This window comes from uncultured Thiohalocapsa sp., from assembly GCF_913063425.1.
In the GTDB taxonomy this organism is placed as follows: Bacteria; Pseudomonadota; Gammaproteobacteria; order Chromatiales; family Chromatiaceae; genus Thiohalocapsa.
Genome location: NZ_CAJXYK010000046.1, coordinates 16328 through 38581, shown reverse-complemented (window position 1 = coordinate 38581; position 22254 = coordinate 16328). Strand labels below are relative to the sequence as shown.

General features: G+C 70.0%; 19 protein-coding genes. 5 read left to right on the top strand and 14 right to left on the bottom strand.

Annotated features, from left to right (window positions below):
• Positions 1-7: 7 nt before the first annotated feature.
• The 11 genes from recO to rpoE form a co-directional block, all read right to left on the bottom strand.
• Complete coding sequence (gene recO / locus QZ607_RS20350; protein WP_295886410.1) at positions 8-748, bottom strand: DNA repair protein RecO; 741 nt, start codon at positions 746-748, stop codon at positions 8-10.
• A gap of 12 nt (positions 749-760) precedes the next feature.
• Positions 761-1648: a GTPase Era gene (era, locus tag QZ607_RS20345; RefSeq protein ID WP_295886407.1), complete on the bottom strand. Its 888-nt coding sequence runs from the start codon at positions 1646-1648 to the stop codon at positions 761-763.
• Positions 1641-2333, bottom strand: a complete 693-nt coding sequence (gene rnc / locus QZ607_RS20340; protein ID WP_295886405.1) for a ribonuclease III — start codon at positions 2331-2333, stop codon at positions 1641-1643. Before rnc ends, era begins: the two co-directional genes overlap by 8 nt.
• Positions 2330-2677 carry a DUF4845 domain-containing protein gene (locus QZ607_RS20335; protein ID WP_295886403.1) on the bottom strand — a complete coding sequence of 116 codons (348 nt, stop codon included), beginning with the start codon at positions 2675-2677 and terminating at the stop codon, positions 2330-2332. Before QZ607_RS20335 ends, rnc begins: the two co-directional genes overlap by 4 nt.
• Before the next feature lie 74 nt (positions 2678-2751).
• Positions 2752-3636 carry a signal peptidase I gene (gene lepB / locus QZ607_RS20330; protein WP_295886401.1) on the bottom strand — a complete coding sequence of 295 codons (885 nt, stop codon included), beginning with the start codon at positions 3634-3636 and terminating at the stop codon, positions 2752-2754.
• 35 nt (positions 3637-3671) lie between these two features.
• Positions 3672-5477 (bottom strand): translation elongation factor 4, encoded by a 1806-nt coding sequence (lepA, locus tag QZ607_RS20325; protein ID WP_295886399.1) that lies wholly within the window; start codon positions 5475-5477, stop codon positions 3672-3674.
• A gap of 67 nt (positions 5478-5544) precedes the next feature.
• Positions 5545-6990, bottom strand: coding sequence for a DegQ family serine endoprotease (locus tag QZ607_RS20320; protein ID WP_295886397.1), 1446 nt, complete (start codon positions 6988-6990; stop codon positions 5545-5547).
• Between the two features lie 324 nt (positions 6991-7314).
• On the bottom strand, positions 7315-7803 hold the full coding sequence (locus QZ607_RS20315; protein WP_295886395.1) for a SoxR reducing system RseC family protein: 489 nt from the start codon (positions 7801-7803) through the stop codon (positions 7315-7317).
• Positions 7804-7926: 123 nt separating this feature from the next.
• Positions 7927-8988, bottom strand: coding sequence for a MucB/RseB C-terminal domain-containing protein (locus QZ607_RS20310; RefSeq protein ID WP_295886393.1), 1062 nt, complete (start codon positions 8986-8988; stop codon positions 7927-7929).
• A 44-nt stretch (positions 8989-9032) separates the two neighbouring features.
• Positions 9033-9563 (bottom strand): sigma-E factor negative regulatory protein, encoded by a 531-nt coding sequence (locus QZ607_RS20305; protein ID WP_295886392.1) that lies wholly within the window; start codon positions 9561-9563, stop codon positions 9033-9035.
• 252 nt (positions 9564-9815) lie between these two features.
• The gene (gene rpoE / locus QZ607_RS20300) at positions 9816-10394 is read right to left on the bottom strand and encodes an RNA polymerase sigma factor RpoE (protein ID WP_295886390.1); all 579 of its coding nucleotides are present in this window, start codon (positions 10392-10394) and stop codon (positions 9816-9818) included.
• A 514-nt stretch (positions 10395-10908) separates the two neighbouring features.
• Here rpoE and nadB point away from each other — a divergent pair.
• Positions 10909-12540, top strand: a complete 1632-nt coding sequence (gene nadB / locus QZ607_RS20295; protein ID WP_295886388.1) for an L-aspartate oxidase — start codon at positions 10909-10911, stop codon at positions 12538-12540.
• Positions 12541-12567: 27 nt separating this feature from the next.
• On the opposite strand, the gene QZ607_RS20290 is transcribed toward nadB, so the two are convergent.
• Together QZ607_RS20290 and QZ607_RS20285 are read right to left on the bottom strand one after the other, a co-directional pair.
• Entirely contained in the window at positions 12568-13590 is a 1023-nt protein-coding gene (locus QZ607_RS20290; RefSeq protein WP_295886386.1) for an amidohydrolase family protein, read from the bottom strand.
• A 505-nt stretch (positions 13591-14095) separates the two neighbouring features.
• Positions 14096-14794: a pirin family protein gene (locus tag QZ607_RS20285; protein ID WP_295886384.1), complete on the bottom strand. Its 699-nt coding sequence runs from the start codon at positions 14792-14794 to the stop codon at positions 14096-14098.
• A gap of 527 nt (positions 14795-15321) precedes the next feature.
• Between QZ607_RS20285 and QZ607_RS20280 the strand changes: the two genes are divergently transcribed.
• The 4 genes from QZ607_RS20280 to QZ607_RS20265 all read left to right on the top strand — a co-directional run bounded on the left by QZ607_RS20280 (position 15322) and on the right by QZ607_RS20265 (position 21322).
• Positions 15322-16851: a YdiU family protein gene (locus tag QZ607_RS20280; protein ID WP_295886382.1), complete on the top strand. Its 1530-nt coding sequence runs from the start codon at positions 15322-15324 to the stop codon at positions 16849-16851.
• Positions 16852-17224: 373 nt separating this feature from the next.
• Complete coding sequence (locus QZ607_RS20275; RefSeq protein ID WP_295886380.1) at positions 17225-19795, top strand: CHAT domain-containing protein; 2571 nt, start codon at positions 17225-17227, stop codon at positions 19793-19795.
• A 21-nt stretch (positions 19796-19816) separates the two neighbouring features.
• Positions 19817-20800, top strand: coding sequence for a hypothetical protein (locus QZ607_RS20270; RefSeq protein WP_295886378.1), 984 nt, complete (start codon positions 19817-19819; stop codon positions 20798-20800).
• Between the two features lie 126 nt (positions 20801-20926).
• Positions 20927-21322 (top strand): hypothetical protein, encoded by a 396-nt coding sequence (locus tag QZ607_RS20265; RefSeq protein WP_295886376.1) that lies wholly within the window; start codon positions 20927-20929, stop codon positions 21320-21322.
• 17 nt (positions 21323-21339) lie between these two features.
• Here QZ607_RS20265 and xthA read toward each other — a convergent pair whose 3' ends face one another.
• Positions 21340-22155 carry an exodeoxyribonuclease III gene (xthA, locus tag QZ607_RS20260; RefSeq protein WP_295886374.1) on the bottom strand — a complete coding sequence of 272 codons (816 nt, stop codon included), beginning with the start codon at positions 22153-22155 and terminating at the stop codon, positions 21340-21342.
• Between the last annotated feature and the right edge of the window lie 99 nt (positions 22156-22254).

Here is a 22254-nt window from a genome sequence, read left to right as displayed (position 1 = left end):
CGCCACATCAGCGCTCCTCGCGCCGTCGTCGCGCCGCGAACAGTGCCCGGCTGCGCAGCGGCTTCTCGCCCAGGTGCGGGGCCAGCAGCCGCCGCAGCAGATCACGCGCCTCGCGCACCGCATCGCCGTGGAGCGCGTCACCCGCGTGCAGCGCCAGCAGGGTCGCGCCGCTTACGGTCGCTGCGGCGCCGGCTGGGCCGGGCTTGATTGAGACCGCCTCGATGGGGCCGCGTTCCGGATCGAAAACATAGCGCATCTCGGCCTGCACCGGTGCGCCGGTGTGCGCGTCCCGGTCCAGCGGCGGGCGGTAGCCGAGCTGCCCGAGCAGGGTCAGCTCGAAGCGACGCAGCGGGGTGTCGGCATCGGCCGCGGCCAGCTCTGCGAGCACTTGTTGATAAGCGCCGAAAAGCACGGCGTCGCCCTCATCGCGCGCCAGCAGCCGCAGCAGCAGCTCGTTGACGTAAAAGCCGCAGTACAAGGCGTCGCCCGCCAGCGCGGCCGGCCGCCCGGCGGGCTCCGCCCGGGTCAGGGTGCGGACCTCGCCGCGGCCCGTCCAGGCCAGGAGCAGCGGCGCGAAGGGCTGCAGCAGCGCCGCCTGACTGCCGCCGGCCCGACGGCCGCGGCGTGCCCCCTTGGCCACCAGCGGCAGCCGGCCGGAGGTCGCGGCGAAGATCTCAAGCAGCAGGCTGCTGTCGCCGTAGTCCCGACGGTGCAGCACATAGGCGGCGTGGAACTCATCGCGGGGCATGGGCCACAAGCCCTAGTCGCCATAGCCCAGGCTCACCAGCGCCGCCTCGTCGCTGCTCCAGCTGGCCTTGACCTTGACCCAGACCTCCAGATGCACCGGGCAGCCGAACATCTGCTGCATCTGCCGGCGCGCCTCGCTGGCGGTGGCCTTGAGCGCTTCCCCGCCGCGGCCGATGACGATGGCCTTCTGGGTCTCGCGCTCCACCCAGATCAGGGCATGGATCAGGTAGCGCCCGCCCTGGTCCTCGAAGCGCTCGATCTCCACGCTGACGGCATAGGGCAGCTCCTGGGCATAGCGCCGGGTCAGCTGCTCGCGCAGCAGCTCGGCGGCGAAGAACCGCTCGGAGCGGTCCGTGAGCTGGTCCTGCGGATACACCCGCTCGCCCTCCGGCAGCCGCGCCAGCACCCGGTCCTCCAGCAACTGCACCTGCTCGCCGGTGCGCGCCGAGAGCGGCACGATCTCGGCGAACGCGTGGCGCGCGGCGAGCCGCTCAAGGTCCGGCAACAAGGCCGTCTTGTCCTTGACCCGGTCCACCTTATTCACCGCCAGCAGCACGGGCGGACCCGCAGCGCCGGCGGCCTCCAGCGCCAGCGCGTCCTCATCCGTGAAGCGCAGTGCTTCCACCACGAGCACGATCAGGTCCACATCCGCCAGGGCCGCGCGGGCCGTGCGGTTCAGCAGCCGGTTCAGCGCATTGCCGCCGCGCTGGTGCAGCCCCGGCGTGTCCACGTACAGGATCTGCCCGTCGCCGCGGCTCTTGACGCCGAGGATGGCGTGGCGCGTCGTCTGCGCCTTGTGCGAGGTGATGGCCAGCTTCTGGCCCAGCAGGCGGTTCAGCAGCGTCGACTTGCCGACATTGGGCCGGCCGACGATGGCGACGGTGCCGCAGCGCTCAGCCATCGGCATCCCCCTGCAGGCGGGCCAGCATCCGCTCCGCCGCCTGCTGCTCCGCACGGCGGCGGCTGCTGCCGTGCCCCTGCATCGCCTCGGCCGTGTCCGCGAGTCGGCAGGTGACGGCGAAGTCCTGAGCGTGCGGCGCACCGCAGATCTCATCCACGCTGTATTCCGGCACGGGTCGCCGGCGGGCCTGGAGCCATTCCTGCAGGCGCGTCTTCGGGTCCTTCACAGCGTCCTCGCCCGCCACCCGGTCCAGGCGTCCGGCGAAGAGCCGCAGCAGCATGTCCCGCACCTGCGCGAAGCCGCGGTCCACATAGACGGCCCCGATGACCGCTTCCAGGGCATCGGCGAGGATGGAGTCCCGGGCGTGGCCGCCGGTGCGGAGCTCGCCGGGGCCGAGGTGCAGATAATCGCCGAGGCGCAGCTCCCGGGCCAGTGAGGCAAGGCTGTCCTTGTTCACCAGGGCCGCGCGGCGCCGGCTCAGCGCGCCCTCATCCGCCTGCGGCAGGCGCGCCCACAGGGCCTCGGCCATCACCAGCCCGAGGGCGGCATCGCCGAGGAACTCCAGACGCTCGTTGTTGGCGCGCCCGGCGCTGCGGTGGGTCAGGGCCAGGGTCAGGAGATCGGCGCGCAGGGCTGCGTCATCCCCGAGCAGTGCCCGCACCAGCGGGGCCGGGTCGGCGGTCATGGTGCTTCGAGCAGCACCGCGTGGTCGAAGGCCATGACCACATCGACATTCGCGATAAGGTGCTTGCGCACCTCGTAGCTGAGCGCGAGGTTCAGCCCGTCGCTGACCCGCTCCAGCTTGAAGTCGTTACGGCTTACGCTGTCGATATTGTTGATACCGAGCTGGGTACTGATGCTCTGCATGATGCCGCGGGGTCCCTTGGCGATGATTTCGGGCCGCTCCGGCAGCCCGTCCATGATGGACTGGACCTGCCAGAAGCCCGTGTAGGCCGGCACCATGGCGATGGCCACACGCACGAAGAACACCACCAGCACGATGACGACGAGCACAACGCCGAAGCTCATGCCGCGCTGGCGGCGACGGGGCCGCAACGTGCGCGAGGAGGTGGTGCGCGCAGGGGACATGGGCGCCACGGGCTTCAGTGGATCACGTCGCCGAGTCGGCCGAAGGCGATGGGCAGCCCGTCGCGGCGGCCGTCCCAGTGCATCCAGATGGCGAACGCCTTGCCCACCAGGTTGCCCTCGGGCACGAAGCCCCAGCAACGGCTGTCGTTGCTGTTGTCGCGATTGTCGCCCATGACGAAGTAGGCGTCCTCCGGCACGGTCACGGGTCCGTCCGCGAGCACGGTACAGCCGGGCGGCAGGTCGCGGGCGCGGGGGTTGATGAGGATCTTGTGCTCCATGCCGTCGAGGTTCTCCACGGCGCGCAGCGCACCTGTGTGGCCCTGGCCTGAGCCCTCGCCGACATAGGGCGGCAGCGGCACCTGCTCCGCAGGCTCGCCGTTCACGTACAGCCGCTTGTTGCGATAGTAGACCTGGTCGCCGGGCACGCCCACCACGCGCTTGATGTAGTCGATGGATTCATCCCGGGGAAAGCGGAACACCACCACGTCGCCGCGCTCGGGCTCACCCAGCGCCAGGAACTTGCTGTTCAGCACCGGCCAGCGCAGCCCGTAGGCGAACTTGTTCACCAGAATGAAGTCCCCCACCAGCAGGGTGGGCATCATGGAGCCGGAGGGGATGCGGAAGGGCTCCACCAGGAAAGAGCGCAGCAGCAGCACCGCCAGGATGACCGGGAAGAACGACCGGGCGTATTCCACGATCACGGGCTCGCGCCAGCGCCGCTCGGCCCTGGCCTGTGCGCCGCCGGCACCGGTCGCCGCCGTGTCCGCACTGCCGCCGGCCGCCGCCGCTTCGGCGGCAAGCCGACGGCGGCGCGGTGCGAACACCAGGGCGTCCACCAGCCAGATGCCGCCGGTGAGCGCCGTCGCGGCGACGAGGAAGGTCGGGAAGTCGAAGCTCATGCTGCCTCGCGGAGTGGCTTCCGCTTACAAAACCCCTAATTATCCTTCCCCGCCTGCAAGACGGCAAGGAATGCCTCCTGCGGGATCTCCACCCGACCCACCTGCTTCATGCGCTTCTTGCCGGCCTTCTGCTTCTCCAGCAGCTTGCGCTTGCGGGTGACGTCACCGCCGTAGCACTTGGCGGTGACGTTCTTGCGCAGGGCCTTGACGGTGGTGCGGGCGATGATCTTGCTGCCGATGGCGGCCTGAATGGCCACCTCGTACATCTGCCGCGGGATCAGCTCCTTCATGCGCTCGGTGAGCTCGCGGCCGCGGAACATGGCGTTGCTGCGGTGGACGATGAGCGACAGGGCATCCACGCGCTCGCCGTTGATGAGAATATCCAACTTCACCAGATCCGCCGCCTGGAAGCGCTTCAGCTCGTACTCGAAGGACGCGTAGCCGCGGCTCACGGACTTGAGCCGATCGAAGAAGTCCAGCACCACTTCGTTCAGCGGCAGCTCGAAGGCGGCCTGCACCTGCCCGCCCAGGTACTGGAGCTGCTTCTGCACCCCGCGCTTTTCGATGCACAGGCCCATGACCCCGCCCAGCAGGTCCTGCGGCACCAGAATATGGGCCTCGATGATGGGCTCGCGGATCTCGTCGATGGCGCTCGTCTCCGGCAGGTTGGCCGGATTGTCCACATGCAGGGTCTCGCCGTCGTGCTTGAGTACCTCGTAGACCACGGTGGGCGCCGTGGTAATTAGGTCGAGGTCGTACTCGCGCTCCAGGCGCTCCTGCAGGATCTCCATGTGCAGCATGCCGAGGAAGCCGCAGCGGAAGCCGAAGCCCAGCGCCTGGGAAGTCTCCGGCTCATAGAACAGCGACGAGTCGTTCAGCCGGATCTTGCCGAGCGCATCGCGCAGGTCCTCATAGTCGTCGGAGGACACGGGATAGAGCCCGGCGAACACCCGCGGCTGGATCTGTCGGAACCCTGGCAGCCGCGCTGCCGCCGGGCGGTCGGCGCTGGTGATGGTGTCGCCCACCGGGGCGCCGTCGATGTCTTTGATACCGGCGATGAGAAAGCCCACTTCGCCGACGCCCAGCCCCGGCCGGTCGGTCTTCTTCGGCGTGAACACGCCGACGCGGTCCGCCTGGTACACGCGCTCTGTGGACATGACCTTGATCCGGTCCTTCTTGTTCAGCGTGCCGTTCACCACCCGCACCAGCGACACCACGCCCACGTAGGAGTCAAACCAGGAGTCGACGATCAACGCCTGCAGCGGCGCATCGGCGTCGCCCGCGGGCGGTGGCACGTGCTCCACCAGCCGCTCCAGCAGCTCCGGGATGCCGAGCCCCGTCTTCGCGCTCACCCGCAGTGCGGTTTCGGCCTCCAGGCCGATGATCTCCTCGATCTCCCGGATCACCCGCTCCGGCTCCGCCGAGGGCAGGTCGATCTTGTTCAGCACCGGCAGCACCTCGAGCCCGAGGTCGATGGCGGTGTAGCAGTTGGCCACGCTCTGGGCCTCCACGCCCTGGGCTGCGTCCACCACCAGCAGCGCCCCTTCGCAGGCGGCGAGCGAGCGCGAGACCTCGTAGGAGAAGTCCACGTGGCCCGGCGTGTCGATGAAGTTCAGCTCGTACACCTCGCCGTTCAGCGCCGGATAGTCGAGGGTCACGCTCTGCGCCTTGATGGTGATGCCGCGCTCGCGCTCGAGATCCATGGAGTCCAGTACCTGGTTGGACATCTCGCGGTCGGTGAGGCTGCCGCAATGCTGGATGAAGCGGTCCGCCAGCGTCGACTTGCCGTGGTCGATGTGCGCGATGATGGAGAAGTTGCGGATGTGTTTCTGGTCCGGCATCTGGGGCTTGGTCCTGGTTGGCGCCGCGCGCAGAAAGGGCGCCGCGGCACGGGCGTTGCGGCCCGTATTACTCCGTGGGGATACGGATGGGGTAGAACATGCGCCCATCGCCGCGCTGCACCAGCACGGCGATGGATGCCCCCGGCTCCACGGCATCCAGCAGCTGGCGGAAGCGCCTGGTGTCCGGCACCGGCTCGTTGTCGAAGCTGATGATGATGTCACCGGCACGGATGCCGCCCTGCTGCGCCGGGCCGCTTTCCACGCTCTCGACGATGACGCCGCGGTCCGTGAGGCCCATGCGCTCGCGCTCCTCGGCGCTCAGGTCTTCCACCACCAGGCCCAGGCGGTCGGCAGCCGCCTGCTCCACCTGGCCCGGGGCGACGGCGAAGGCTTCTTCTTCCGGCAGCTCGGAGAGCATCACGGGCAGCTCGATGGTCTCGCCGTTGCGCAGCACCGTCAGCATGGCCTCGGTGCCCACCTTGGCAGCGCCCACCAGCGGCGGCAGGTTGCTGGAGGTGGCCACCTCCTTGCCGTTGAAGGCGAGCACGATGTCGCCGGCCTGCAGGCCTGCGGCCGCCGCCGGGCTGTCCGGCAGCACCTGCGCCACCAGTGCGCCGCGCGGATGACGCAGGCCGAAGGTGGCAGCGAGCTCGCGGGTCACGTCCTGGATCAGCACCCCGAGCCAGCCGCGGCTCACCCGGCCCTTCTCCTTGAGCTGCGCCACCACGTCCATGGCGACGTCGATGGGGATGGCGAAGGACAGCCCCATGAAGCCGCCGGTGCGGCTGTAGATCTGGGAGTTGACACCCACCACCTCGCCGTCGAGGTTGAACAGCGGCCCACCCGAGTTGCCGGGATTGATGGCGACATCGGTCTGAATGAACGGCACATAGTCCTCGGTGGGCAGCGAGCGGCCCTTGGCACTGACGATGCCGGCGGTGGCCGAGTGCTCGAAGCCGAAGGGCGAGCCGATGGCGAGCACCCACTCGCCCACCTTCAGGTCCGCGGCGGTGCCGATCTGCACCGCCGGCAGGTCCGTGCCGTCTACCTTGAGCAGCGCCATGTCCGAGCGCTCGTCGGCGCCGACGACATTGGCCACGAACTCGCGCCGGTCGCTGGTGCGCACAATGATCTCGTCGGCGGCCTCGATGACGTGGGAGTTGGTGAGCACGTAGCCGTCCGGCGACAGAATAAAGCCGGAGCCGAGCGAGCGGCCGTTCTCGCCTTCGTCCGGCAGCGGCCCCTCTTCGCCGAAGAAGCGGCGGAAGAAATCGTACAGGGGACTGTCCTCGCCGAGACCCTCTTCCTCGCCGAAGTCCTGCGGCCCGTAGAGGGCGCTCTGCTTGGTGCTGATGTTCACCACCGCAGGCCCGTAGCGCTCCACCAGCACCGTGAAATCCGGCAAGCCGAAGCGCACGGCGGCGGGCACCCCGGACTCGGCCGTGGCCAGAGCCTGCGCCGCCGCCGACAGCAGGACCAGCAGACACAACAGAAGGCGGATTGCAGTGGGCATCGAGGCGTTGAAGGTCGTCCCTTAGGATGAATGCTGACACCGGCCTGCCGCCGCGAATGCAGGCCCAGCTCGCGCGGGGTTGGCTGCGCGATGGATGTCACCGCTGCGGCTCTGCCGGATCAACCGTACAAAGATAACAGAGCGCGGCGCCGTCGGGATGCAGCACGACGCGCAGCGGCTGCGGCGCGTCTGTCCCGAGCGCCCGGCCGAGAGCGGGAGGCAGGTCGCGACTGGACGCCGGCGAACGTGCCGCGAGCAGCGGCTGCCCGGCGGCGGTGGACGGTGCCGTCGGCCCCCCCCAGGAGCCCTCAGCCCCAGGAGCCCTCAGCCCCAGGTCAGGGTCACAGCGACCGGTGCCTCCCGGCGCAGCAGCACCGGGCGAAACCGCGGGTCCCGGGCCAGGGAGCGGCTGTAGCGCGCCACCAGCAGCAGGGCGATGACGAAGCCGAGGCCGCCGCCCAGCAGACTCAGCCACTCGGACCCGGCGGCCGCGCCCGGCAGCAGCCACCCGAGGGGCGCATGCCGGCCGCTGACGGCACCCAGGATCAGCCCCGCCAACGGCCCCAGGTAGGCGGCAGCCGCAGCGCGCAGCATGGACGCCTCCGGCACGCCGACGATGACGCGGTCGCCAATGGCCACATCGAGGCTGTTGTCCACCTCCAGCAGGAGCGGCCGGCGGCCGAGGAAGCGGTCCAGCAGCGAGGTGCCGCAGCCGGCGGCGGCGCCGCAGCTGCCGCAGCTGCTGCGGCGCGTGGCCTGGACGACAGCCGCGCCTGCGCTGGTGTCGACGACGGTGCCTTGCTCTTCGATCACGGCAGTGACCTGCGGTGCTGTCTCATGGCCGCCAGCATAGGCCCCGGGCAGGCGACCGTGCAACGCCGTCGCGTGTGAGGGTGGCGGGTGTGAGCCGGCGGACCGCGCTGCGGCGCCGGACGCTCAGGGGCTGCCCCGGCGCTCCATCTGCTCCAGCACCCTGTGCGCGGTGGCCAGCGGCACCTCGCCCACCACGGTCACCTGCTGGTCGCCCACCAAGCCGCCCACAGCGCTCACCGCCCCCAGCTGCGACGGCCCCTGCAAGGCGCCGTCCATGGGCGGCTCGATGTAGACGGAAAAGGACGCGAGGCCGTCGCTCGCCACCCATTGCTCGATGCGGCCACCGTCGTCCCGGCTCAGGACCTTGCGTGACACGATGTCGAAGCCGGGCGGGAGCCTCAGCGAGGCGGCGGCGGGCTCCGTCCGGGCCGGCGCAGGGCCCGTCGCTTCGGTCGCCTGAGCGCCGGAGGCCGACCGGCTCAGCGCGGCGGACTTGACTGCGCCGGCCTGTTGCGATGCCGCCTGCGCCGTCTCGGCAACCGGACCGGGCTCGATGTCGATGTCGGTGAACATGGTCTGCTGCACCGGGCGCCCGTCGGTGTCCAGCAGATCAATCTTGAGCGGCAGCCCGGAGGCCGCATCGACGTAGAAGCGGTAGCCGTAGCGATAGCCGTCTCTGGCACGCACGCCGACGACCTCCGTTTCGCGGCCGGCGATGCGGAAACGGCCCATGTGCACAATGCGGTAGTGTCTGGAGAGCTTGGAGAAGTCGAGCGGCAGGGTGGGCAGCAGCGCGCTGTGTCCATGTCCCTTGCTGACGCTGAGCGGCGCCGCGTCCGGCAGCATGCAGGTGACGCCTTCTGCATGTCTGGACAGCGCCCGCACCGGTCCGGTCAGCGACAACAGGCTCTCGCCTGGGGTGCCGTTGTTGATGCGGTGGCTGACCCGCAGGGCGGCGAGGTCCTGGCCGTGCAGATAGACCAGGGTGCCGTCGAACTGCACCTGCACGAGGGCCTGACTCATGCGCTCGAGCAGCGCCCGGGCATCATCCAGAGCGGACGCCGGGCCGGCCCACAGCAGCAGCGGCGAGACCAGCAGCGCCCAAACCGGCAGCTGCCGGAGGCGGCGCAGCCACGGCAGCGTGCGGGCCCGGCGCCGCCGGCACAGTTGCGTGGGAGCGCGCACAGCGGATGTCACCGGACGGCGTAAAAGCGGCGGCAGCAGTGGCATCAAGGCAGGCGCTCGTAGCCGATGACCGCGGCGTAGGCGGCGACGCCCGAGCGGCCGATGCCAGGGGACTGCTCCTGGTGGTTCACCAGCAGCCGATCGAGGCGGGCACGCACGGCGGGGTCCGGCTGCTGCCAGCGCGGCGCCGCATGTGCTGCCGTGGCAAGCCGCGGCGCCGGCGTCTCCTTGGGTTGAAACGGGCCGGTGAGCACCACGGCCAGCCCGAGCACGGCCACGCCGGCGGCGACGGCACCCACAAGCGGACGCCGCAGCCAAGCGGGCGGCTGTACCCGGACCTGGTGGGCGCCGCCATCAGCAGCTGCCGCCTGCGTTCGCACGCGACTTGCGATGGCGCGGGCCGCGAGCCCGCAGGGCTCACCACGCAAAGCCCGACCGATCAGGTGCCAACGCTCCCAGCGCTCTGCCAGATCCGGCGAGCGCGTCAGGTCGTTCACTGCGGCATGGGCCTCGAACCGGCCGGCCTCGCCGTCCATCAACGCGGAGACGCGCTGCCGCTGTTGCTCCGTGCTCATAAGGGAACCCCCGGAAAACACATAGATGGTTCTCGGTTGTCGCCGGCCTGGCCGACGCTTCATCATGCCGGCGCCTGCCGGTGCTTCAACCCGCGATACGCTCGCCGGCCGGCCGACCCACTCGCCCGGGCAATCCGCAGGGCTCCGGCGGTGGTCGCCGCACCGGGGCACCAGGCATACGACCCGCACCGTTCAACAAGTCCGCGTCCTCGCCCGCGCCGCCCCGGGCTCGCCTGACCCTCAGCTCATCTATCAGCTCATCAACAGGGGCCGCAGCCGCTTGTCGATGGCCTCCCGTGCGCGAAAAATGCGCGAGCGCACGGTGCCGATGGGGCAGGACATGGCCGTTGCGATCTCCTCGTAGCTCATCCCCTCCAGCTCACGCAGGACGATAGCCGTGCGCAGGTCCTCGGGGAGCCCTTCCAGGGCCGCCTGCACGTTGTCGGCGATCTCGTCCGTCAACAGCTCGCGCTCCGGTGTTGCCTGCTCGCGCAGACGCCCGCCCATGTCCATCTGCTCCGCCACCTCGGCCTCCACGTCATCACCCGGCGGGCGACGCCCCTGGGCGACCATGTAGTTCTTTACCGTATTGATGGCGATGCGATAGATCCAGGTGTAGAACGCGCTCTCCCCGCGAAAGCCCGGCAGCGCGCGGTAGGCCTTGAGGAAGGCCTCCTGGGTCACGTCCATGACCTCGCTGCTGTCGCGCAGGTAGCGGCCGATCAAGGCCGCCACGCGCTGTTGGTACTTGAGCACGAGCAGGTCGAACGCGCGGCTGTCGCCGCGCTGCGCCCGCTCCACCAGGGCCTGATCCGCCTCGCGCTCACTCATGGCGCCCCTCCGCCTCGCACGAGCGGCCGTCGCAGAACTGCGCATCGCCTGAGCGGCAGACCGAGCTGCGCCTGTTGCACGTTGCCATTGACACTCACCAGTGCGTTTAAGTTCGCTCCGCGTCGCGCTCCGGCTGACGCAGCGCAATCGGGGCGGGCGTGGTGGTCGGACTCCCGCACCACCTATGGACAATGCCAGCCTCCTTCGACTGCCAGCAGACATGCGGGCAAACCCCTGTAACAAAATGGGACAGCCTGCGGATGTCCGCCTTTGTCCAACTTTTTCTTTTTTCTGTCCATACTTTGTCTATCCTCTGGCGGCTGCGACGGGCGGGCACCGCCTCCGCAAGCCTTGTGGCGTCGCCATCTGCTGCTTGACGGTTTCGTTGCGGAGCAGCAGTGTCCCCTTCTGTCGGCCGGCCGCAGTTCCGACCTGCGGCTGCATCCGCCGGATGCGGCTGCTCGTGCCGCGGCACGTGCGATCATCGCTGTTCCTTCTCCACCGGACCCCGCCCATGACGACGCCCCATCGCCACGACGTGCTGATCATCGGCAGCGGTGCCGCAGGCCTCAGCCTCGCGCTGCGCCTGCACACCGGGCTGCGCATCGCCGTGCTGTCCAAGCGCGAGCTGCGCGAAGGCAACACGCTGTACGCCCAGGGCGGCATCTCCGCGGTGCTGGACGCCGCGGATTCCGTCGAGTCACACGTACGGGACACGCTGAACGCGGGGGCCGGCCTGTGCGACGAGGCCACCGTGCGCCTGGTGGTGGAGCACGGACCGCAGAATATCCGCTGGCTGCTGGACGAGGGCGTGCAGTTCACCCGCGACGCGCAGTACCGCAACGCCGAGGGCTATCACCTGACCCGCGAGGGCGGCCACTCGCACCGTCGCGTGGTGCATGCCGCAGATGCCACCGGCCGCGCCGTGGAGGACACCCTGGAGAGCCGCACACGCGCCGCAGACAACGTGGAGCTGTTCGAGCACTACACCGCCATCGACCTCATCGATGCGCTGCGGGTCGGCGCCGACGAGCACCGCTGCATCGGCGCCTATTGCCTCAACAGCGCCAGCGGCGAGGTGGAGACCTTCCTTGCGCGCTTCGTCGTCATCGCCACCGGCGGTGCGAGCAAGGCGTATCTCTATACCAGCAACCCGGACGTGGCGACCGGCGACGGCATCGCCATGGCCTGGCGCGCCGGCTGCCGGGCCGCGAACATGGAGTTCATCCAGTTCCACCCGACCTGTCTGTACCATCCCAAGGCCAAGTCCTTCCTGGTCACCGAGGCCCTGCGCGGCGAGGGGGCGCGGCTGCTGCTGCCGAACGGCGACCGCTTCATGCCGCGCTTCGACGAGCGCGCCGAGCTGGCCCCGCGCGACATCGTCGCCCGCGCCATCGACCACGAGATGAAGCGCATCGGCAGCAAATACGTGCTGCTGGACATCTCCCATCGCGAGCCCGAATTCATCCGCGAGCACTTCCCGACCATCCACGCCCGCTGCCTGGAGCTCGGCATCGACATGACCACCGAGCCCATCCCGGTGGTGCCGGCGGCCCACTACACCTGCGGCGGCATCGTCACGGACGCCCATGCCCGCGCCGATCGGCCCGGCCTCTACGTCATCGGCGAGGCCGCCTACACCGGGCTGCACGGCGCCAACCGCATGGCCAGCAACTCGCTGCTGGAATGCCTGGTCTTCGGGGAGCTGGCGGCACAGGACATCGAGACCCTCGCGGAGGGCTGGCCCGAGCCGCCCCCGGCACCGCCCTGGGATGCGAGCCGGGTGACGGAGCCGGACGAGGAGGTCGTCATCTCCCACAACTGGGAGGAGCTGAGGCGCTTCATGTGGGACTACGTCGGCATCGTGCGCACCAACAAGCGGCTCATGCGCGCCAAGCGGCGCATCGACCTGCTGCGCCAGGAGATCATCGAGAACTACAGCGACTTCCGCGTGGACACGGATCTGCTGGAGCTGCGCAACCTGGTGGAGGTGGCCGACCTGATTGTGCAGTCCGCCCAGCGTCGCTGCGAGAGCCGCGGCCTGCACTACACACTGGATTTCCCGCAGCCGGACGAAAGCCAGCGCAGCCCTACCATGCTCATCCCCGACCGCTACTGCCCGCGCCCGGAGGGCTGGCGGAGCTGACGGCCCGCCGCGCCCCAGTCCGGATGGTCAGGGCGCAGCGGCAGCCGGGGCCGGCTCCGGCGCCGCCCTACGATAGAGTCCGAGCGCATTCTCCAGCAGCACCTTGCGCTGCACGTCCTCGGGCAGGAAGGACGCCCAGTGCCGGTGGAAGTCCAGGAAGTCGCCGATGTGCTCCCAGCCGGTGTCGGCCCGGTCCCAGGCATCGAGGCGGTCCACCGGCCAGACGGCGTCGGAGCCGATAACGAAGCGCTCCGGCCAGCGCAGCACCAGCTGCTCCCAGGCCGGCAGCAGGCGGCCGTCCTCGCCGCTGATGGGGAATCTGAGGAAGCGCCAGGGGTCGCGGGCGGACAGGTCCATCCAGACGTTGGGGCAGGCTGACAGTACCCGCTCCACCTCGTCCGGCGGCAGCGCGGCGCCGGCGTGGGCCAGCACCAGGCGGTTCTCCGGCCGCCCCTTGCAGATGGAGAGCGTCGGCTCGGCGCGGGAGAACTCCGTATGCACCAGCACCGGCACGTCGTACTCGGCGGCGGCGTCCAGCAGCCCCTTCAGCACATCGCTGCGGTTCCAGCGCGCCGCGAAGCCACCGATGAGGTGCAGCTCGCCGATGCCGTGCCAGCGCCCGGTGGCCAGGGCCGCGCGCACCTCCGCCACCAGGTCGTCGCGACCCTGCCAGCCGTACCAGTCGCCGCCGCGCCGGTAGACGCCATAGATGGGCATGACGATGTCCGGCGCCAGCGCCTGAAGCTCCAGCGCCCGCTCCGCCGGCGTGCCGGTGATGACGGCGAGGCGCACCGCGTTGTCCTTCAGCGCCTGCACGGCCTCCTCCGGCGAGGTCACCTCCGCCTGGTTCCATTTGTAATGGAGATGGGCATCGGCGACGGGTGCCCGCGGCGCGTCCGCCGGCAGGGTCACCGCCGGTTCATCCGTCGCCGCTGATCCCGGCAGCTCCGGCTGGGCGGGCACAGGGCCGGCTGGACCCAGCACCAGCAGCACCGCCAGCAAGGCCGGCAGGCCATGGCGGCGGTGCGCGCCGGAGGTGCCTGTGCTCAAACCCTGCGGCCTGCCGGCCACCGGCGAAGCCGTTTGCCGGCACAAGCCGGGTGCGGATGCGTTTTGCATATCGTCGTGCATCAGCTTTGCTCTGGTGATGGCCGCGAGAGCGCGTCAGGCGGCTCAGGTCGAGCCCTGGGGGCGCCGAGTTTCACTCGGCCCGCCTGGAAGCGCCGAGCTTCACCCGGCCCGCCTGGGAGCGCCGAGTTTCACCCGGCCCGCCTGGGAGCGCCGAGTTTCACCCGGCCCACCTGGGGGCGCCGAGTTTCACTCGGCACACCTGGGGGCGCCGAGTTTCACTCGGCCCACCTGGGGGCGCCGAGTTTCACCCGGCACACCCAAGCCCGCATCAAACCGCATCGGCGCTCACACCACCAAGCCTGCACAACCACATCCACACTGGCCTGGCCGGGGCCAACCGAAGCGCTCACCGCAGGCGTCGCCGACTGGAAGTCGGCGCCCCCAGGGCGCCCCCGGGTGCGTGCAGGCTTGCGCATTCCGCGCCTCAGGGCAAGTCGAAGAGCAGCACCTCGCCCGCAGTCACGCCCTCGAGAGTGACCTGCTCCCCGGCGCCGACATGCGCGCCGTCACCTGGGCCGAGCTCGGTGCCGTTGACCCGCACCGTACCGCGGGCGACGTGCACATAGCCCTGGCGGTGCTGCGCGAGCTGGTGAGTCACCAGCGCACCCTCATCCGGCAGACTGCCGTAGAGCAGCGCGTCCTGATGCGTCGCGATGGAGCCGTCCCGGCCGTCCGGCGAGACCAGCAGCGCCAGGCGGTTGCGCTTCGCCACTGCTGGGAAGGTCTCCTGCGCATAGCGCGGCGCCACGCCAGTGCGGTTCGGCAGCAGCCAGATCTGCAGCAGATGCGCGGGCTCTGTCCGCGAGGCGTTGTACTCGCTGTGGCGCACACCGGTGCCGGCGGCCATGTACTGCACCTCGCCCGGGCGGATCACCGAGCCGTTGCCCATGCTGTCCTTGTGCTCCAGGGCGCCGTCCAGCACGTAGGTGACGATCTCCATGTCCTGATGCCCATGGGTCGGGAAGCCGCCGCCGGGCGCGATGCGGTCGTCGTTGATGACGCGCAGGTTCGAGATGCCCATGTGCGCCGGGTCGTAGTAGCTGGAGAACGAGAAGGTGTGCCAGGTGTCGAGCCAGCCGTGGTCGGCGTGGCCGCGGTCTTGGGCGTGGCGGATGGTGAGCATGTCGGCCTCCGGTTGTTTGTTCTCGGCTGCCGCAGAGGTGCGGGCGCAGGGCCGCAACGGGATGGGCGGCGGCGGGAAAACACCGTTGCGGGCGACGCAAAGCTCCGGCCCTGGGGCGTGAGTCCCCGTCATCGCGTCGGCATCTCCAGGCGCACCCGGCGACCCGCAGCCCCGGCGACAGCGGGCAGGTCCTCCGCACCGGGCGCCCGTCGGTCTCCGCAGCGCAGGTCCAAAAGGCCTCGGCCACCCTGTCGTGGCGGGTCGTGGCGGTCGCCAGGGTGCGGCTTGCGCATCGTGTGCATCAGAGGGTGCCATGTCGCGCAGACGACACAAGAAGAAGAGATCGCGCGCAGAGGCGCAGAGGCGCAGAGAAGCTGACGGCTGCATGGCGGCGTGCCGGCGCCGCCGGCGCCTGATCGCCTGACGCAGCGCCAAGCGCGTTGTGCCGCGGTCAAGGTGTCCGCACTTTGCCGATAAATACCCAGCATCACGCTCGGGAATGGCCCGCAAGCCCCGCAGGACACCGCATGACCGCCTCAGCCCAAACCGCCCCCAAAGCCACCACCGACACAACCCTACCCCCCTTCGCGCACAGTTACGCCGAGCTGCCCGAGCAGTTCTATGCGGAGATCCCGCCGACGCCGGTGCCGGAGCCCTACCTGCTGCGGCTCAACCAAGCGCTTATCGCAGAGCTGGGCCTGGACGCGGACTGGCTCGCCGGCGCTGACGGTGTCGCGATGCTCGCCGGCAACCGCCTGCCGGCGACGGCGAAGCCCATCGCCATGGCCTACGCCGGGCACCAGTTCGGCAACTTCGTGCCGAGCCTGGGGGACGGGCGGGCCATTCTGCTCGGCGAGGTCATCGACCGCCGCGGTCAGCGCCGGGACATACAGCTCAAGGGCGCCGGGCGCACGCCCTTCTCCCGCTCCGGCGACGGCCGTGCCGCGCTCGGCCCCGTGCTGCGGGAGTACATCCTGGGCGAGGCCATGCACGGACTCGGCATCCCCACCACGCGGGCGCTCGGCATGGTGGCCACCGGCGAGGCCGTATTCCGCGAGCGCCCGGAGCCCGGCGCCATCCTCACCCGCGTCGCGGCGAGCCACATCCGGGTCGGCACCTTCGAATACTTCGCCCGCCGCGGCGACCGCGACGCCGTCCGCACGCTGGCCGACTACCTGATCCAGCGCCATTATCCGGAGCTGGCCGACAGCGACGCGCCCTATGCAGACCTCCTCGCCGCCGTCGCCACCCGCCAGGGGGAGCTCATCGCCCGCTGGCTGCTGGTGGGCTTCATTCACGGCGTCATGAACACCGACAACATGGCGCTCTCCGGCGAGACCATCGACTACGGCCCCTGCGCCTTCATGGACGCCTACGACCCCAACCAGGTCTACAGCTCCATCGACCACTTCGGCCGTTATGCCTACGGCCAGCAGCCGAGCATTGGGCTCTGGAACCTCACCCAGCTCGCCAACTGCCTGCTGCCCCTGCTCGACGAGGACACCGAAGCGGCCAAGACCAAGGCCAGATCAGCCCTGGACGCCTACGGCAAGGCCTTCGAGCCCGCCTACTACGGCGGTCTGCGCGCCAAGATCGGCCTCATGGACGACGGCACAGACGCCGGCGCGGACGACGAGCTGGTGACCGACCTGCTCGGGCGCATGGCCCAGCACCGCGCGGACTTCACCAACACCTTCCGGCTGCTCGCCGACGCCCGCCCGGATGACCCGTCCAGCCTGGAGCCCGTGCGCGCCGGCTTCACGGACCCCGCCGCCTTCGACGCCTGGGCGGTGCAGTGGCGCGAGCGCCTGGCCCGCCAGCCCGAGCCCGATGCCGAGCGCCAGGCCCGCATGCGCGCCCTGAGCCCCGCCTACATCCCGCGCAACCACCGCGTCCAGGAGGTCATCGACGCCGCCACCGAGCGCGGTGACCTGGCCCCGCTGGAGCAGCTCCTCGCGGTCGTCTCGCGCCCCTACGAAGACCATCCCGCGCAGACCGAGTACCGCCGGCCGCCGCGGGAGCACGAGGTGGTGCACCAGACCTTCTGCGGGACCTGACCCGCACTGCCCATAATTACGGGGACGGTATATTGAATTCACGCAACGGTCGACGACCAACTGCTCGGGCAGCACAATTTCGGTGACGGCATATCGAATTTTGATGAAACGGCAAACTGTTGCAACCCGATGCGGCCCCCAGAACAATCTCGGCGACCATTCTGTTTCTTCCTTTGCGTCTTCGCGTCTTTAAGCGAGCCTTCTGTTTCCTTTCTCGGTGTTTCGCATCTTCCCGCGTATTTACTGCCATCAACTCATACCCCCGTCAGGCGCATTGGTCAGTTTTTGTTGCCATGGACCAACGCGGTCGCCGATGATCTCGCCATCGACGCGGACCGTCCGCTGATCGCCCGCTGATTTCCTGGTGTGGCCCATGCCCGACCTGACGCATGCACGCCCCCGCCCGGGCCGAGCCGGTGTCCCGTGGCATCGCTGCCCGTGGCGACCGGCGCTGGCCCTGCTCTTTCTGCTGCTGGCCATCCCCATGAGTAATCACGCGGAAGAAACCGGCTTCGCCGAGATCGACAGTCTGCGCGCCCTGCGCGAGCAGGTCCTGGCGGAATTCCGCAGCACCGGCCAATTCCCGCAATCACTCGCGGCAAGGCTGGAGCGCGAGGCCCGCGAGACCGCCGCCCAGTCCACAGGTGAGGTGCAGGCACTGGCCCTGTTCGAGCTGGGAACGGCGCTGCGGCTCACGCAGCGCTTCGATGCCGCCGTCGAGCAGTTCGAGCAGGCGGCGCGGATCGCCGGGGAAGCGGGGCGTGCTGACCTCGCCTTCGACGCCTGGATCGGCATCGCCCGCTCCCGCGCCTACGGTCAGCCCGACCACGGTGCGGCACTGGCCGCACTCCAGCGCGCCATCGACGTGGCGGGCGAGACGCCGACCCGGGAGCAGCAGTACGAGATCGCCGATTACTCAGCACAGCTCGCATCCGCCCGCGGCGAGCTGACGGGCGCCCTCATCGACGCACTGGACGCGCTGCGCCTGGCCGAGGCGCCGGACGAGCGCTTCTACGCCCAGCTCGGTGTCGGCGACGTCCTGCAGCGCCTGGCGCAGGGCTGCGATTTCCGCAAGCTCCAGGACGCCCGCAGCCTAGCGGAAGACGACCCCTGGGGCGCCTGCCGCCGTGCCGTGGATGCGGCGGCCGGCTACTACGAGCAGGCCCGCCAGACCGCTGAGGGCCTGGGCTGGGACCACCTCGCCCGGGAGGCGTCCGGCTTCGCATCGCGCGTGCGCCTGCGCGGGAGCGTGATCGAGGCGAAGGCGCGCTTCGACACCCTGGTCAAGCCCGGTCTCTTCAGCGCCCGGGCGGCGGGCGACGTGCTGGTGAGCGACCAGTTCGAGGCCGGCGCCTCGACACTGAAGGACCAGCAGCTCCTGGCGGGCCTGATCGATGCGGTCACGGGTGACGATGACGCGGACGACCCGCGGACCCAATTCCTGCTCGGTGCCCGCGAGGACATCCGCGGCGACCAGACGGCCGCGCTGCGCCGCTACGAGCGGGCGGCGGCGCTGCTGGCCCGGGAGCGGGCCTCGTTCTTCGACCCGCGCGGCCGCGGCACCGTCGTCGAGAACCGCCCGGAGCTGGTGCGGGACCTGGGCCTGCGGCTCCTGTCCCTCGGTCGTGACGCGGCCGCCTTCGACACCTTCGAGTCCATGCGCGCAAGCGGCCTCGGCAGCCTGCGCTCGGCGCTGCGGGCCTCAGCACCCGATGCCGCGGACCGGGCCCGCTTCGCCGCACTGGTGGGCGCGGAGTCGAGCGTCAGCGCCCTGCGGCGCAAGGCGGTGGATCAGGCCGTCGCCGGGACGGCGCCGGCTGAGCTGGCACCGCTGCTGGCGCAGATCCGCACCCGCGAGGCCGAGGTCCGGGCGCTGCTCGCCGACGCCGCCACGCGAAACCCGATCACACGCCTGGGGGCGCATCCCTTCCGTGCCGCGAGCCTCGAAGACCTCACCCGTGCGGCCAAGAAAGCGGAGACTGCCGTTGCGCTGTACTGGGTCACGCCCGCCAACGTCGTGGTCTGGCTCATCAGCCCGACAGGCTCGGAAGTGAAGACGGTCTTCCTGCCGGAGCCGGTCCTCACCGCCAAAGTGGAGGCACTGGTGTCCTCGGTTCGGGCGCCGGGCCGCGACTTCGCGCGCAGCCCGGCGGAGGAGCTCTACACCTATCTGCTGGCCCCCTTCGCCGGGCACCTCGCGAACGGCCGGCTGCTGGTGGTCCCGCAGGGCGTGCTGGTCAACCTGCCGTTCGAGGTGCTGGTGGACCCCGCCACGGGCAAGCACCTCATCGAGACGGCCGAGGTCTCCTACGCCCCGAGCGCCACGCTGGCCGCCGAGGTGCTGCGGGGCCTGGATGCGGCACCCGCCGCACTGGCCGCGGTCTATGATCCGCAGATCGAGGCACAGACGCAGGAGATCGCCGGCCTCGGCGGGCTGTCCGGTATCAGGGTGGAGAAGCTCGCCTCCGCCCGCGCAACCGGCGAGAAGATCATCGACTTCCTGGGCTCCGCGCCCGGGGCGCATGTGCTCCTGCACGGCGTGTTCACCGAGGGCGAGGATCCGCTCCAGTCGTACCTGCGCATCAACAACCTCTTGCTCAAGGGCGACGCCGACCGGCTCACGGCGGCCGAGCTGCTGGCGGCGGACTGGCGGGCCACCGGGCTCGCCGTGCTCAGCGCCTGCGAAGGCGGCCGGGTCAAGGCCCGGGTGTCCAACGAGATCCACGGCCTGTCCTGGGCGCCGCTGGTGGGGGGCGCGCGCGGCGTGCTGGTGAGCCGCTGGCGGGTGAATGCCGTCAGCAACGGCGCCTGGATGCAGCACTTCTACCGCGCGCTGGCGGCGGGGGAGCGCACGGCCACGGCCGCAGCCGGGGCCATGCGCGCGGCCCTTGAGGACCAGCCCCATGCCTACCACTGGGCCGCGCCGCAGCTCTTCGGCTGGTGAGCCGGTTGCAGGCATCGCAGGATGAACATCCCGGAACTGGCGAAGCAACTGGCGACCGTCCTCGGCACGGCCTCCGTGCTGGGCTACATCACGGGCTATCTCGCCATGCGCGCCCGCGCCTTCGCCCTGGGCAGCGACCCGGTGTTCGCGCTGGTGGATGCGGCCTATGTCTTCGCCGGGTTTCGCTTTCTATTCGTCACGCTGCTGCTGCTGCTGGCGGCGGTGCCCTGTGTCTTTCTGCTGCGCTGGGGTCTCGTCTCGGCCAAGGCGCTCTGGTCGCCGCCGCAGCAGATCCTGGACTGGCTCGGCATCGGCCTGCTGGCCATCGCGGTGCTTTGGCTCATCGGGCAGAGTCTCGCCGCCACCGGCGTGCTCCTGATCCCGCCGGAGACCTACAGCGGCTGGGACAAGGCGGTGATGGGGCGCGCACCGCTGCGGAGCCTGGGCCTGTGCACGCTCACGCTGATCCTCTTCTGCGCCGCGCTGCTCTGGGCACACGCCCGGTGGATTACAACGCCCCAACCACTCGACTGGCCGCTCGACTGGCTGCTCGGCCTGCTGCTGGCGGTGCTGGCCTTCCTGCTGCCCATCCAGCACGGCGCCTTCTTCGCGGACCGCAACGTGCGCGTGCTTCATCGCGTGCCGGATGCCGCAGCAAGCTTGGTGCCTCCGGTGGCGGTGGTGGACGGCACCGCGGACAACGCCACGCTGCTCGGCCGCGACGCCAAGGGCGAGCGGCTGCTGACGACGGTGAAGCGGGAGGCCCTGAACGGGGTGGGCGTGCGGCGCATCGTGCCCCTTGCCAAGTTCAATGCGGCCGTGCTCCCGGGGCCGGCGGTGGCGCAGGTGGTGGCAACGCGCGCGGAGGGTTCCATGACAGACGGCAACGCGAGCACCGACAGGGCGGAGGGCTCCTGGCTTGAGCGCCTGCTGGCGCAGGTCCAGCTGACAATCGAGAAGATCAGCGCCCTCGGCGACAGCGGCATCGAGGCGGGGCAGCTCTGAGTCGTCGAGCTTCAGGCTGACGGCAGCATCGGCGCGCCGCGCCGGCTCGGCAGCGCTGACGACCTCGCCTGGCCCGTCGCCGGCGGCGAGCGCATCTTCGCGGTCCAGGGGCAGCAGGTGGTTGAGATGACCACCGGCGAGCCGCAGCGGCTTGGCCCCGGGGACATCCATTGGCACAAGCTTGTGGGCGCAGCGCCGGACGGCACCCTGCTCGGCATCACGGTGGATGCCGAGGGGTCGCCTCAGCTCACGGCGCTGCTGCCGGACAGCAGCGTCAGGGTGCAGCCCCCGGGGACGGGTGATCCGGTGCAGCTGGCGACCCTGCTGCAGGAGAGCCGCAGTTATGAAGGCGGGCGGGCGCTGCAGGTGGAGCGCCCTGCATCCGGCCAGGGCTTCGATGTCTTCCTGACCGCCGCGGGCGACACACGCAGTGTCAGCGAGTGCCGGGGCGATGCCTGCGGGCAGCCGTCGTTGTCTGCGGACGGCAAGCGCGTGCTGTTCATTCGCGAGCCCAGGTACTGACGACCTCCGCCGCCTTTTCAGGCCAGCTCGATCCACACGGGGCAGTGATCCGAGGGCTTCGTGAGCCCGCGGATGTCGTAGTCGATGCCCGCATCCCGCAGACGCTCGCGCAGGGGCTCGGTGATCAGGATCAGGTCGATGCGCAGGCCCCGCTTGGGCTCACGCTCGAAGCCCCGGGAGCGGTAGTCGAACCAGCTGAAGCGGTCGGTGACGTCGGGGTGGACGATGCGGTAGGCGTCGATGAGGCCCCAGTCCATGATGGACTGGAGCCAGTCCCGCTCCTCCGGCAGAAAGCTGCACTTACCGGTGCGCAGCCAGCGCTTGGCGTTGTCCTCGCCGATGCCGATGTCGGCATCGAGCGGCGCCACGTTCATGTCCCCCATCACAATGAGCGGCTCGTCCGAGCGGTGACGCTCGCGCAGATACGCGCCCAGGTCCGCATAGAACTTCTCCTTGCCGGGAAACTTGATGGGATGGTCGCGGCTCTCCCCCTGCGGAAAGTAGCCGTTGAACACGGTGACCGTCTCGCCGTCCGGCAGCGTGAACCTGCCCGTGATGGCGCGGCGCTGGGCGTCCTCGCCGTCGTTGGGAAAGCCCTTGCACACCGCAAGCGGGGCGGCCTTGCTCAGCAGCGCCACGCCGTAATGCCCCTTCTGGCCGTGATAGTGCGGCTCGTAGCCCAGCCCCTGGATCATGTCCAGCGGAAAGGCATCGTCCGCCACCTTCGACTCCTGGATGCCGATGACGTCCGGGTCGTGCTTGGCCTTGATGGCCTCCAGCTGATGCGGGCGGCTGCGCAGGCCGTTGATGTTGAAGGAGACGAACTTGGGCATGGGTTTCGGTGCTCGGCGCTGGGGCGGTTCGGCCGGGAGGTGTGTAAGGAACGGTTCAAAAACAACTGCAACGGCGGAGATGGAGTCGGCTGCCGTCGG